The sequence below is a fragment of the Pedobacter kyungheensis genome (assembly GCF_000812965.1).
GTDB lineage: Bacteria > Bacteroidota > Bacteroidia > Sphingobacteriales > Sphingobacteriaceae > Pedobacter > Pedobacter kyungheensis.
Genome location: NZ_JSYN01000005.1, coordinates 53,947 through 68,109 on the forward strand (window position 1 = coordinate 53,947; position 14,163 = coordinate 68,109).

Here is a 14,163-nt window from a genome sequence, read left to right on the forward strand (position 1 = left end):
GCGCTTATGGTCTTGCTGGCTGCGGCGCAGGTAGTTCTTTTCTTGGTATTTGTGCCTCGCGTTGTGAGGTGTTGTAAACAAAAGATGCTATAATGGTAGCGGCTTGTTTTAAATCGTCTTCTACCAGCCTGTCGTAAGTATCCATATTGCTGTGGTGTGTTCTGGTATTGTAATCGGCAGGATCCTGGATAAACTGGAAACCAGGGATGCCCACTGCATCGAAAGCCTGGTGATCGGTACCGCCGGTATTGTTTATAGTAATGGTAGTAGCGCCCAAATCGTTAAATGGAGTTAACCAGCTTTGAAAAATGGGGCCGGCGGCTGCATTGCCCTGTAAATAAACCCCGCGTATTTTCCCGGTTCCGTTATCGAGGTTGTAATAGGCCGAGATTTTCTTCTGATCGGGCGTTAATACCATGGTTTTCGGATCGCCGAAGTGTTTGGCCACGTAGCCTCTGGAGCCAAATAAACCCTGCTCTTCTGAACTCCACAAGGCAATGCGGATGGTACGTTTAGGTTTAAAATCTATAGCTTTTAAAATGCGCATGGCTTCCATCATTACGGTAGAGCCGGCAGCATTATCGGTAGCACCGGTAGCGGCATGCCACGAATCGAAGTGGCCGCCAATCATGACCACCTCATCTTTTAATTTTTTATCGGTACCAGGTATTTCGGCAATTACATTGTAACCTTGAGGATCCTGATCGTAGAAAGAAGTTTTAATATCAGCTTCTACTTCTACCTTTTTGCCTGCGCGTAACAGACGTAAAATGTGTAAGAAATCTTCTGCTGCAACTTCCAGTTCTGGCGATACGGGTTTGGCATCTAAAGCATAAGAAGCGCCATTACTGGTAAAAAAGGTACCTTGTCCGCCGCGGGCATAAGTTAAAATGAGGCCAACTTTTTCGTCAACAAACATGGCGTTCATAGCGGCTCTTACTTCGCGCATTTTCATCATTTGTGCCATTCTATCTGCCATAGGGCCACCTGTTGGGCGTTGTCTTGTACCTGCAGCCTGAGGTTTTGCAGCAGCCATTTGTGCCAGGGTAGAATCGGCATAGCGAGCAAAATCTGCTTTTGTACCACTGGTTAGGGGGGCTCCCTGATCCATCATGATGATTTTGCCGGCCAGTTTACCTTTGTATTTGGCTAAATCGGCAACGCTATCGGCTTTAATTAAAATTACTTCTGATTTGATTGGGCCGTTTGTGCCGGGAGTCCAGGCTTTTGGCGAAGCAATAATGGCATGGTAAAAAGGGAGTGTGGTAGCTGCATAATATTTATCGATTTGCCAGCCCTTACCGAAAGTTCCCCAGGCTTCGAGGTGCGCGTTTTTGAGCCCCCAGTCGGTTAATTGTTTTACTGCCCAATCCTGTGCCTTTTTTAAACCGGGGGAGTTGGATAACCGCGGACCGCTTACATCGGTCAGGTTAAAGGCAATGTCCATTGCTTTCGAATTTTCGAGTCCTTCTTTCCTTATTTTTTGAACTATGGCTGCATCGGGGGTATCTTGTGCAAAAGCCGGGAAGCACAAGGCAAGAGCCAGTGCGGTAATGGTAAATCTTTTGATCATGAGAATAATTTGTTAGGTGATTTTAACTTAAAAATACGTTTAAAAGCCCTTCAAATCGTTTTACAATGAGATTTTTACACGGAGGCTGTTTTTATATGGCGTTTTTGCATGGAAAGGTGTTTTTTTAACCGAACGGAAGTAAAATAAACCTGATCCGATAGCTATCGGATGAAATGAAAAGCCCGCAATCCCGGTTTGGCCGGGTACGGACTTGTAATGTAAAGCAGGAGAGGCGTTAAAATGAAATGCTGAAATTGCTTTTCGAATTGTTATTTAATGCTCTTTCTGCTCACGATAAAATAACCCACAATAAAAAGAATGAGCGCATAAATTAAGCTGGTCCATATTTCTTGTGTAAAAACAGGAAAATCCATCGGGTTAACACCCTTTTTTACCTTAGTTACCCTTAATGACAGGGTTGGCAGGCAGTAGGGAATTAAATAGGCATATTTCCAACCTACATTGGCGGTAATGATACCCATAATGGTACCTACAAAACCTATGCCCATGGGCTTAAGAAAATCGGCCCACACCAAACTGAGGATAAATTGCAGGGATAGAATACCCAGCGATGATAAGAATAGTTTGGTATAAGCGTTGGTTAAAATGCTTAGCGGGTTATATTGATTAAAGTTGTATTGGGGTACCAAAACCTGAAGTAGATGCCCAAAACCATAGGTAAGTGAGGCAAATAAAAACAAGGAGATAAATATTAAGCCTACTGCGTACAGGTATTTCGCTGCATAGATGGAAAGTTTGTTTAAAGGTTGCGCAAACAGGGTTTTCCAGGTGTCGTTTTTATGTTCGATGTTGTTTACCGAAAAGGCCATAAATATCACATAAAAAGGCATGACTAATAAACCCATTACATTTAAAGCTGCCCCGCTATATTGTGCCCAAAGCACTATTGGCGGGTAATGAAAGTTTAAAATCTTTTCGGAGCTGGTGTAAAAACCAAAAGTAATGAGCCCGCATATGATTAGCGGTAATAATATAGCAGCCCAAAATGCGAGGGTTTTCTTCGATTTATAAAATTCGGATACTAACGAGATGTATAGTGAGCGCATATTAATTGGTTTTGGTAATATCGAGGAATAAATTTTCGAGATCTTTGCGCTGCTGATATAAGCTGCTAACCTTAAACCCATTTTGCACCAATAATGCATTTAAAGTAGCACTTTCCTGCGCAGAGGTAAATGGGATGGTGATCTTTTTATCGGTTTGGCCTGTAATTTCGTAACCCGATTCTAAGATTAATGCAGCTGCCTTTTCAGTATCGTCTACTTCAATTTCGAGCATGGGTTTGCTGAGTTGATGCAGTTCATCGATAGTGCCCTGAAACAACAACTGCCCTTTGTTGATAATGCCAACATGTGTTGCGGTTCTTTCTATTTCGGCCAGCAAATGGCTCGAAACGAGAATAGTTTTATGGTGTTTTACGGCAAGTTCTATCATGAGGTTGCGCACTTCGATAATGCCGTTCGGATCGAGACCGTTGGTGGGTTCATCGAGCAAAAGTAATTCGGGATCGGAAACGAGTGCAAGGGCAATGCCTAAACGCTGTTTCATACCCAGTGAATATTTGGCTGATTTTTTATCTGCCGCATCGGTTAAACCAACAAGAGCCAGCATTTCGCTGGCCTTACTCTTTTTTATACCGAGTAAAATGCATCGGTTAATTAAATTTTCTTTACCGCTTAGGTGGCCATAAATAGCGGGCTGCTCTACCAGGGCGCCCACGCGTTTTAAAATGGCTATGCGGTTGTTGTTAATCTCCTTACCGAAAATAAATACCTGATCGGATGGTGATTTTAACAGGTTGAGCAATATTTTAATGGTAGTGGTTTTACCAGCACCGTTAGGGCCTAAAAAACCGTAAATACTGCCTTTGGGTACTTGTAGCGAAAGATCTTTTACAATGGCCTGATTGCCAAAGTTGAAATTTAAGCCTACAGTTTCGATAGCGTAATTACCCATTATTTCCTATTTGAAAATAGCAGATACTTGTTTTACAATTGTAGTAGAAGCTTTAGCAGGTTTTACAACAATTTCAGCGTCGCTTTTGTTGGTGCTAACCGTAAGGGTTAAAATCATCATCATAAATACTGGAAATAATAAAAATAAAAATGGTGATGTGTTTGCTAACTTTTTCATGATTGATTGTTTTATTTGAGAGGCAGTGAAGCTGACATCAGCAGTTACTGCTTGGTTGTTTAAGTTGATTGCTGATGTAGTTTTCATGTTATTATCGTTTTGATGATTCAAAGAAACTCAAGAAAAACAAGCTGCTAAAATGTATTATACCAAGTGTTCAAGATTCTAGATCAACAGCCGTTTTTGGCGTTTGTCGATAAAATTTGGCGATTGGGCCGTTGGTAGAAAAAAAATGCCCGTTGGTAGATTGTGTTCGGTTTAAATTGAAAGTTTATTTACTTTGGATGCATAAACTAAACACGCATATATCAATCAATTTAGTTTATACTGATAAAATATATTTTAATGAAACAAAGCAAAGGACCTTTAATACTTCATTCTATCTTTTGGGGGGTAATATTTCTTTTCTTAATTGGTGTATCCATGATAGATAAAGAGCCACATACTTTAAAAGATTACTTTCTCTCCTATGGCGTTTTTGGAATGCTTAATGTTTCGGTATTCTACATCAATTATATTTTTCTGATACCGTCATTAATCAAAAAGCGGAAAAGATATTGGTTATATATCATATCCTTTTTGTTGTTGATTGTTATCATGTCGTTGGTGAAAACGGTAATCGCAGTATTAAATCCAGATGAATTGCTGCATTACACTATGGATGGTGAAGTGCGTGAAATGTCTGTAAATGCTTTTGCTATAAATAGAGTTTTTGCGATCGGCTTTTTTCTTGTCGCAAGTTGTATCATTAAATTCACTATTGATTGGTTTGGCAGCGAACGGATTCAAAGAAATTTAGAAAGCGAGCGCCGCGAAATGGAACTCCAGTTTTTGAAATCGCAGTTAAACCCACATTTCCTGTTCAATTCGTTAAATAATATTTACTCGCTGGCTTATCAGAAATCGGATAAAACTGCCGATGCAATTATGAAGCTTTCGGAAATTATGCGCTACATGATTTATGAAAGCAATACCCCAACAGTTTCATTAAGTAAAGAGGTAGATTATTTAACCAATTATATCGAACTGCAAAAAATCAGGTTTAAAGATGGTGCTTTCATCGAGCTTACGTTGAACGGCGAGATTGACGACCAGAAAATTGTGCCCTTAATGTTGATTTCTTTTGTTGAAAATGCCTTTAAGCACGGTGTGGTGAATGACCCGGCCGAGCCTGTAAAAATAAATATTATTGCCAACCAGAAGATTTTGCATTTTAGTGTAATTAACAAAAAAAGCAATTTAAATAAGGATGCGCAGGGCGGAGTAGGTTTAACCAACGTAGAAAGACGTTTACAATTGGTTTATCCCGACAGATATAAATTAAATGTTGTAAATTCGGCTACGCATTACACCTGCGAACTGATGATTGATATATAAGGGCAAATTACTTGTTGGCCGGATATATTAAATCGTGAATTAAAATTAAAATCTAAAATGAACCTAAACTGTATTGTTGTTGATGACGAGCCTTTAGCGCTTGATATTTTACAGGATTATATCTCAAAAGTACCCTTTTTAACCCTGGTTAAAAGATGCGAAAACCCCATTGAAGCCTTGCAGGTTGTGCAGGCCGGAGGGATTGATCTGGTGTTTTTGGATATTCAGATGCCTGAATTAACGGGCATACAGTTTTTGAAGATTGCAGGCAACAAATGCCATTATATTTTAACTACGGCCTATCCACAGTACGCGCTGGAAAGTTACGACCTGAACGTTTCTGATTATTTGTTAAAGCCAATTGCTTTCGATCGTTTTTATAAGGCGGTAGAAAAGGTACATAATCAGGTAAAGCCTGTAGAGGCTCCGGCAAGTGTGGCGCAACCACTGGTTACTCCAGCGCCATTTTCGGGTACACCAAACCCTGTACAGGATTATATTTTTGTTAAAACGGAGCATAAGATCCAAAAAATTTACCTCCACGATATCTTGTACATTGAAGGCTTAAAAGATTACATTTCTATTTTTACCAAAGATGAGCGTGTAATTACGCTGCAGAGCATGAAGAAAATGGAAGAGGCCTTGCCGCAAAGCCAGTTTATCCGCGTACACAAATCGTATATTGTTGCTGTAGATAAAATTGAAAGCATTGAGCGCAGCCGCATCACCATTAACCAGAAAATTATTCCGGTGGGCGATACTTACCGCGACGAATTTTTCAGGGTAATCGGGAATAAGAATATTTAGTGCGGGATCTTTAGTCTGAAGTTCGGAGCCGGCAAGTAAAAGCTGGAATTAAACGTTTGGCTCTTCCTAATCTTGATACTTGCTACGCAGTACCTGATACTTTATTTTCCTCAAGCTCCTGCCCCAAAACTTTTCTGATTGCATTTTCGGCTTCCAAAGTAATTTCATTGGCTGTTTTTCCTTCTGGTTCTATCGAGCTTAAAACTGTCCATTTAAGAGCATTGCCTGTGGTTAAAGGGAACATGCCAAAGCGTACAATTTTCCACGAGTTTTCGATTGCTACCGGAACAACAAGCGCATTAGGTACCACTTTTAAAATGGTTGCAATACCGCCAAACTGAAAGGTTTTTACCTGTCCATCTTTGGCCCGTGTACCTTCAGGAAAGATTACCGTGCTCCAGTTGTTTTCTTTCATGCGGCGGCCAAGTTTAATAATTTCTGATATAGCCTGTTTATTGTCTTTGCGGTTAATATTGGCCCCGCCACCTAAACGCAGGTTGATGGATATGGATGGAATACCTTTGGCAAGTTCAATTTTGGAGATAAACTTTGCGCTGTATTTTCTTAAAAACCAGATTAGCGATGGGATATCATACATGCTCTGGTGGTTTGCTGCAAAAATAATGGGCCTGTCAGTTGGTAAATTGTAGGTGTTTTTAAAGCTGATGGAATTAAAAAGAAACAGCTGACAATAGGTTAAAAAGAAATTCAACACATCAACAGAAACCTTGTGCGCTTTATAACCGGATAGTTTATAGCATAACCATTGAATGGGATGGAAAATGCAAAGGAATAATCCGAAGAAGATATAGAAAATCGGGCTTAAAATATAGCCAAAAAGCTTGCTCATCTGGTTGATTTAATGGATGGCAAAGATAACAATAAATTATTCGGGTTTGATTATAGCATTATAATTCGCCGTTTTGCATCATTATTTTGGCTTTTAAAATTGCCGCAACGCTTATCGAATCGGTTATTTCGGCATTGAGCACCATTTGGTAAGCTGCTTCAAAAGGTAATTTTTTAAGCACCAGTTCTTCTGTTTCTTCGGGCATGGCAATACCCTGAATCAGGCCGGTAGCCACATAAATAATGCCCAGTTCATCGCTTACCGAATTGGAGAGGTGCAACCTTAAAATTTCTTTCCAGTTTTGTGCGCTCATCCCGGTTTCTTCCAGTAATTCTCTCCTGGCGCTCTCTAAAGGTGCTTCGTGGAAGGGGCCACCACCTTCCGGAATTTCCCAGCTGTAAGCTTTTATGGGGTAACGATACTGACCAACCAGCCAGGTGTTGTAATCCTCATCAAGTGGTAAGATCCCAATGGCCAGGTTCTTAAAGTGCACCTCACCATAAATGCCTTTTCCGCCAGTGGGGTTAATTACCTGATGCTCGGTTACGCGAATCCAGTTGTTATCGTACTTTACATCACTTTGCAGCGTTTTCCAGGGATTAATCTCTTCCATACCGCAATATAGGGATATCCTTTTAGCTTATTGCGGTTTTGTCGGTGGTGGTGGCGGAATTTTATTCACCTTGATTTTGGTAAAACGGTAATTCAGGCTGAAAGTGAAATTTTGGGTATTGTTAGTCGAATAATTCTCTACCCTGAAATTCTGGCCTTCGTTAAAAAAGGTATTGGTACGGTTGCCTAAAATATCGTTGATGGTTACATGAAGGTTTAACCGGTTAGCGAAAAAGACTTTCCTTGCCGAGAAATTAGAAGTCATAGAGCCTTTGTTGCGGCCTTGTGCATTGGCATTGTTGGCATAATTTAGATTCGACTCAAAAGCCGTTTTGAAAGGTAGTTGCATTGATAAGCCAACTGCAGCCCTGAAGCTGATCCCATCACGGTTTAAAGAGCTGTTGAGTTGCGATTTATAATTGCTTTGGATAATACTAAAATTCCCGTTGGCCGATATTTTATTAGTTGGCCGGTAATTACCGATTAAAATGAGCGATAGTGCACGATTGGTGCCCACATTATCGTAGGTGTTTTCAGATCGAGCAGTGTTCGAACCCGGAATTAAGGTAACCGTGCGGTAACGTTCTATCACGCCCTGACTGGTAGAATACGATAATCTGGGGTTAAAAGACCATTTCTGCCCAAATGCACCGAAATTAATATCGAACTGGTGAGTGTAAGCTGGCGATAAATTGGGATTTCCGTAAGAGATATTCAGTGTATCTACATTATTTACCTGAGGGTTTAATGTATTTTCACGCGGGCGATTAATGCGGATGCTGTAGGTAGCGCCAATATTATAGCGTTTGCGGTAAAAACGATTTAGCGAGAGATTAGGGAAAACACTTAAATAGGGCTTTACATTATAATTTTCTCCTGTCGATAAATCGAAGGCTACATCCGTAAGCTCTGCTCTGACACCGGTTTTTACGCCCCAGCCTACGTTACGGTAATTATACGAAGCATAAGCAGCACCAATGTTTTCGTTGTATAAAAATTGGTTTGATAATTTGTTGTTCCGCAAAAACTGCTGCGTGGCAAAGTTGAAATTCTCTATTAACAGGTCGTTATCGTTTTTTCTATAGTTAAAGGCCAGGCCTGCTTCAATGCGGTCGCGCTTTTTAAATATGGGCTTTTCGTAATCCAAAGTTACATTCAATCCGCGGTTGCCAGTGTGGTTATTGTTCTGCTGCAAGCTGGGGTTTAATGTGCTGGGTTGGGCATAGGTGGTACTGTAGCTGCGGAAATCGATATTTTTATTGGTATTGAAGTTTATTCCTAATGATATTTTTCCGCCGCTGGTGTCGGTTTGTAAATCGTAATCGGTATTAAAAACAAAATTGTTGCTGTTTCCGTTGCCGGTGTTGAGCTGATTACGCAAGCGGCTTTCTATATGATTTTCATTTAGATAATGCAGATCGGTAGAAGAGTTGGAATTGGTATGGTTGAGGTTGTAATTGGTTGACAGGCGTAAACTCTGTTTGGGGCTAATGGTCCAATCTAAACCCAGCCTGAAATTGCCACCGTTATTATGGTTTTTGTAGCCTCCGTACTGATCGTAATAGAAAGTGGTATCGGGAAAGAAATTCTCGCGGAAATTATGGCTATTGCCTTTGCTTACATTGTAACGGTAAGCGGCACTGCCATTAAGCGCGTACGATTTACCCCTATAAGAAGCATTTGCATTGGTGTTGCCGTTGCCCTGCAAGCCACCTGCAATGCCAACATTACCGTTAAAGCCAACTTTAAACCCTTTTTTCATCACAATATTAATGATGCCTTCACCATCGCCGCTGTATTTGGAAGGAGGGTTGGTTAGTACCTCTATTTTATCAATCGCATCTGAAGGAAGTACATTGAGCAGGTCGGCAATGTTCGAGGTCATATAATCAGATGGTTTACCATCTATAAAAATCCGGGTATTTCTTTTGCCAGCTATGGTGGCATTACCATCAATATCAACCTGTACCATGGGTACATTTTTAAGTACATCGGTGGCGGTGCTGCCTTCGGCCAGCAAGGTAGAGCCCACGTTATAGGTAACGCCATCGGCACCAAATTCGATGGGTGGTTTTTGTACGGTAATGGTAACTTCCTGTAACGCATTTTGTTCGGAGCTTAGTTTTAACGCTCCCAGGTTTTTATCGTAATCTTTCTCGGTTAGGGCGATGCCATTTACTTTTAAGGGAGCGTAACCTACAAAACTTACGCGAATGCTATAATTGCCTGATTTTAGGTTTTTAATGCTAAAGCGGCCGTCTTCATCAGTGGCTGAGGTAATTACCGGCTGTTCAGAGTTATCGAGGTAAACCGATATTACTGCAGATGGAATGGGTAAGCCACCAACTTCTTCGACCACTTTTCCACTAATTACCCCTTTTTCGACTGCAAAGGCTGTGAAGGAGTAGAAGAATAGAAAAAATATAAGACCAAGTTTAGGTAAAGGTTTTTTCAAGCGCTAATTATTTAAAAAAAAAGGTGCTTAGCAAATTTACTAAGCACCTTTGATAAAATTAAAATGATCCTTCATCAGGTCGGTTATCCTGATCTTCTCTTTTTTGTTTTTTAGTACCGGTAAAGGTTGTTTTTCCAAAACGATAAGAGAAGGTTAAGTTACCCATAGTTCCCTGAAACTGACGTTCAAAATCAACAATGGTTGCTTTATCTTCTGTAGTCATGCTCCATCTTCTGGTGTTAAATACATCCCGCACATTGAAACTTAACGAAGCTTTTTTGTTCGGGAAATCATATTTGGCACCTCCGTCTACTCCGTACATTGCATTGCGTTTACCTTGAGCCATTACTTCAGGGGCACGGTAATCGCCACGCAGCTGCAACGACAGGTTTTTAACTACAGTTAAGTTTGCGGTAAGGTTCGCATTCCAGCTAAAACCGCTACTCGAAGGGATATCAAATCTCGCATCGCCAGCAAACTTAGCCTGGTATAAGTTAACGTTAGTGGTAAAATTTAAAGGTTTGATCAGATCAAAACGACCAATTAATTCTACCCCGCTATTAATCTGGTGCGATAAGTTTTGAGGGGTTGAAGTAATGATACCATTAACCGGCGTGCTTCTTACCCTTTGGATCACATCGTTGGTTTGACGGAAATATAAGCTAGAAGTTAAAGTTACTTTCTTCCAGTATTTGCTATAGCCCAGCTCAAATGAGTGTACATCTTCCGGGATCAGGTTCGGATTACCGCCTCTGTAGTTTAAGGGATCAGAAACATCTAAAAACGGGTTGGTATCCCACGGGCGTGGACGGTTTACACGACGGGTATAGCTTAACTGAAGCTGGTTTTCGCCTTTCAGTTTTTGTGTTAAGAAAACGCTGGGATAAATTCTTTTGTAATGGATATTACCTACACTTGTACTTAGCACATTATTGGTGTAACCTTCAAGGTGCGTATCTAAACGTGCATCTTCGCCCCTTAAACCAATCTGGTAACCAAAATCTTTAATCTGGTTCTGATAGTTAAAATAAAGTGCATGCACCTGGTCTTTACTATCAAAACCGTTAATTAGTTTATTGTTGCGCACATAAACCTCTGTATTGGTTGGGATCGAATCGGCATATTGATCGTTATTACCTAAGCGGATCTGGCTGCGGTAACCTACTTCAATTTTACCTGCTTTACCAACCGGCAAAGCATAATCGGTTTGGATATTGTAATTGGTGTTATTACCGGTATTAAAAACACGTTGTAAGCTTAACGTTTCGTTAATGGGCGTGCCATTACGGTTTGTGGTAGTAGTACTGTAATTCTGGTCGTTGTTATTGGTGCCATACGAGTAACCAAAATTAAAGGTTAGCTCTTCTTTTGGTTTTTTAAACTTCTGCACAAAATCCAGGTTGGCATCGTAACTGTTGCCATAGCCATCAGTAGTATTGGTTCTGGTACTCAATAAAACCGGCGCTTGCGCAAGGTTTAATTGTCTGATATCAAGCAGTTCGTTACGGTCGTTTGTCCTTGAGTTAAAACCTCCCGATAAACTGATTACACTTTTGGGAGCCACATAATAATCGATACCTGCTTTGGCATTATGGCCCTTATCTAAGGATTTTGAAACGGTAGTCTGGTTGGCAAATCTAGTAACAAGTGTGTCTGGTTTATAAAAGATATCCTGAAAACCACCACCAACACGGTTACCGTAACGGTAGCTGTAATTACCATAAATATTTACTTTACTATTTTGGAAGCTTAAATTGGTGTTTGCATTGTAATTATCGCGGTTACCAGCTGTTGCAGCAACCGAACCGTTAAAGCCCAGCCTGGTGTTTTTCTTTAATACAATGTTAATGATACCCGATTGGCCCTCTGCATCGTATTTAGCCGATGGATTGGTAATTACTTCAACGCTTTCAATCGAACTTGCCGGAATAGAAGCTAAAATCTGCGCCACATTTCCGCCGGCAATTAAAGACGGTTTACCATCAATTAAAACCTTAACTCCTGTCGAACCGCGTAAACTCACATTTCCGTCCATATCGGTAGAAACTGAAGGTACATTTTGCAATAAATCACCAGCCGAACCACCTTCACTCACCAGACTCTGGTCAACTGAAAATACTTTCTTGTCAATTCCCATTTGCATAGCGGCTTTTTGACCAGTAACGGTAACCTCGCTCAGCACATTGCCCTTGGCAGCATTCATTTTAATTTCGCCAAAGTTTAATGCACCAGTAGCGGCTGTAATGGCCACATTATCGCGAACCATGGTTTGGTAGCCCACAAAGCTGATTTTAAAAGTGAAATTTCCTTTTGGAATATTGGTCATCGTAAACGCTCCGTTTACATCTGTTTGGGCAATTTTGGCATTTTTGCCTGTCGCTTTATCAATTAAAACTGCTGTTGCAAATGGAATGGTTTCTTGTGTTTTAGCGTCTTTAAGTACGCCGGTAATTTTTGCATTTCCGCCGGTTTGGGCAAAAAGATTAAAAGCAAGGGTTAAAAGCAATAAGATAATTGGTATTGTTCTCGAATGTAAGAGTCTCATTAAAAGTTAGTTTTTGTCGTGTATTTTTATAAAGGGAGACAAAGTAACGGCAAGGAAGTTTAATTAAGGAGCCGTAACCATTTTATTACAGCCATTTTATGGTAATATTTTTGTTGGTTATAAATCGATTTACAGTTAGCAATTGGCAGTTTTCCCTTTCGTGGAAAACAATGGTGGAATATTACAATTGAACGATCTTCAAAATGTTACTTTTGTTTATCACATTGAGCATAAAATAACAGATGAAAAAAATATTGATTGTTGATGATTTGCACCCTGCATTTAAAGAACAGGCTATTGCTATGGGATATGAGGTTGATGATGAACCGCAAATTACCCGTCAACAAACACTCGGGAAAATAAAAGATTATACAGGTATTGCCGTAAGAACTAAATTCAAGATTGATGCTGAAATTTTTGCCGCTGCACCCCATTTAAAATTTGTGGCCCGGGCTGGGGCGGGTTTAGATAATATCGATGATAAGATTGCTTTTGAAAGAAATATTGAACTGATTAACGCACCAGAAGGCAATTGCGATGCAGTGGGCGAACATGCTACCGGTTTGTTGCTTTCGCTGATGAATAATTTCAGGAGGGCAGATATCGAAATCAGAAATGGCCTTTGGGACCGGGAAGGGAACCGTGGTTACGAGCTGAAAGGTAAAAAGGTAGGTATTATTGGCTATGGTTTTATGGGACAGAGCTTTGCTAAAAAACTGGCTGGTTTTGAGGTTGATGTAATGGCTTACGATAAATATAAAACCGGTTTTAGCGATGCCTTTGCTCGCGAGGTAAGCATGGAAGAAATTGTAAAACACAGTGATGTATTGAGTTTGCACATTCCACTAACTGCCGAAACCAAGCTGATGGTGGATGATGAATATTTCTTTCACTTTAAAAAACCGATTTTCTTTATCAATACTGCCCGTGGCGAAATTGTTAAAATTGATGCGGTGTTAAACGCCATTAAAGCAGGTAAAATATTAGGTGCCGGGCTTGATGTATTGCAAACAGAAAAATTTCCAGCCCTGGGCGAACAGCCCTGGTATAATGAACTTAAAAATAACGATAAGGTGATCTTAACCCCGCACGTTGGTGGCTGGACATTCGATTCGTACCGTAAAATATCTGAAGTATTGGCAGAGAAGCTGAGTGTACTTCATTTTTAGTATATAACCTCGCAGGTTTCAAAAACCTGCGAGGTTTGAAGCATTATAAATTAGCTGCGTGTAAAAAACAGTTGATATTTTTTGCCTCAATTCAATCATAATGTTTAAATTGAGTTAGAAAATTTAACTCAATTTATCATGCCGAAAGATCACTTATATTCAACTACAGTAACCTGGACGGGCAATAAAGGCTCTGGTACAATGGATTATCGCTCGTACGATCGCGATTATGTTATTTCTGTAAAAGGAAAAGCCGATATTTCGGGTTCTTCAGACTCAGCCTTTTTAGGTGATAAATCTAAATATAATCCCGAAGATTTATTACTGGCATCTATATCGAGCTGCCACATGTTGTGGTATTTACACCTTTGTTCAAAAAATGAAATTGTGGTAATCGATTATAAAGATGAGGCGGTAGGCACCATGGAAGAATCGGCTGATGGAAGCGGACGTTTTAGGGAAGTTACGTTGCACCCGCAGGTTTTAATTGCTGATAAGGCACATTACGAGCTGGCAGAAGCATTGCATAAAGAAGCCAATAAAATGTGTTTTATAGCCAATTCACTCAATTTTCCAGTAAAACACGAAGCAAGCTGCAAAGCAGAAAACGCATAGCAGTAA

At 40.3% G+C, this 14,163-nt stretch carries 12 protein-coding genes; 4 read left to right on the forward strand and 8 right to left on the reverse strand.

Going from position 1 to position 14,163, the window contains the following annotated elements:
* Positions 1-4 precede the first annotated feature (4 nt).
* The 4 genes from OC25_RS05740 to OC25_RS05755 all read right to left on the reverse strand — a co-directional run bounded on the left by OC25_RS05740 (position 5) and on the right by OC25_RS05755 (position 3,814).
* Entirely contained in the window at positions 5-1,573 is a 1,569-nt protein-coding gene (locus OC25_RS05740; protein ID WP_039472746.1) for a M28 family metallopeptidase, read from the reverse strand.
* A 269-nt stretch (positions 1,574-1,842) separates the two neighbouring features.
* Positions 1,843-2,640 (reverse strand): ABC transporter permease, encoded by a 798-nt coding sequence (locus OC25_RS05745; RefSeq protein ID WP_039472749.1) that lies wholly within the window; start codon positions 2,638-2,640, stop codon positions 1,843-1,845.
* Position 2,641: 1 nt separating this feature from the next.
* Positions 2,642-3,550: an ABC transporter ATP-binding protein gene (locus OC25_RS05750; protein WP_039472752.1), complete on the reverse strand. Its 909-nt coding sequence runs from the start codon at positions 3,548-3,550 to the stop codon at positions 2,642-2,644.
* Positions 3,551-3,556: 6 nt separating this feature from the next.
* A complete protein-coding gene (locus tag OC25_RS05755) occupies positions 3,557-3,814 on the reverse strand; it encodes a hypothetical protein (protein WP_039472754.1) in 258 nt (85 codons plus the stop codon).
* A 336-nt stretch (positions 3,815-4,150) separates the two neighbouring features.
* On the opposite strand from OC25_RS05755, the gene OC25_RS05760 reads away from it, so the two are divergent.
* Both OC25_RS05760 and OC25_RS05765 read left to right on the forward strand, forming a co-directional pair.
* A complete protein-coding gene (locus OC25_RS05760) occupies positions 4,151-5,104 on the forward strand; it encodes a sensor histidine kinase (RefSeq protein ID WP_245221905.1) in 954 nt (317 codons plus the stop codon).
* Positions 5,105-5,161: 57 nt separating this feature from the next.
* Positions 5,162-5,911, forward strand: a complete 750-nt coding sequence (locus OC25_RS05765; RefSeq protein ID WP_039472761.1) for a LytR/AlgR family response regulator transcription factor — start codon at positions 5,162-5,164, stop codon at positions 5,909-5,911.
* An 82-nt stretch (positions 5,912-5,993) separates the two neighbouring features.
* Here the strand turns inward: OC25_RS05765 and OC25_RS05770 are convergent, their stop codons facing one another.
* Genes OC25_RS05770 through OC25_RS05785 form a run of 4 tightly spaced genes read right to left on the reverse strand, consistent with a single transcriptional unit; the run spans position 5,994 to position 12,373 of the window.
* Positions 5,994-6,761: a lysophospholipid acyltransferase family protein gene (locus OC25_RS05770; RefSeq protein ID WP_039472763.1), complete on the reverse strand. Its 768-nt coding sequence runs from the start codon at positions 6,759-6,761 to the stop codon at positions 5,994-5,996.
* A gap of 58 nt (positions 6,762-6,819) precedes the next feature.
* Positions 6,820-7,374 (reverse strand): NUDIX domain-containing protein, encoded by a 555-nt coding sequence (locus OC25_RS05775; RefSeq protein ID WP_039472766.1) that lies wholly within the window; start codon positions 7,372-7,374, stop codon positions 6,820-6,822.
* 27 nt (positions 7,375-7,401) lie between these two features.
* A complete protein-coding gene (locus tag OC25_RS05780) occupies positions 7,402-9,828 on the reverse strand; it encodes a TonB-dependent receptor (protein ID WP_039472769.1) in 2,427 nt (808 codons plus the stop codon).
* A 58-nt stretch (positions 9,829-9,886) separates the two neighbouring features.
* Positions 9,887-12,373, reverse strand: a complete 2,487-nt coding sequence (locus OC25_RS05785; RefSeq protein ID WP_039472770.1) for a TonB-dependent receptor — start codon at positions 12,371-12,373, stop codon at positions 9,887-9,889.
* Between the two features lie 242 nt (positions 12,374-12,615).
* On the opposite strand from OC25_RS05785, the gene OC25_RS05790 reads away from it, so the two are divergent.
* On the forward strand, positions 12,616-13,542 hold the full coding sequence (locus OC25_RS05790) for an NAD(P)-dependent oxidoreductase (RefSeq protein ID WP_039472773.1): 927 nt from the start codon (positions 12,616-12,618) through the stop codon (positions 13,540-13,542).
* A gap of 138 nt (positions 13,543-13,680) precedes the next feature.
* Complete coding sequence (locus tag OC25_RS05795) at positions 13,681-14,157, forward strand: OsmC family protein (protein ID WP_039472775.1); 477 nt, start codon at positions 13,681-13,683, stop codon at positions 14,155-14,157.
* Positions 14,158-14,163 lie beyond the last annotated feature (6 nt).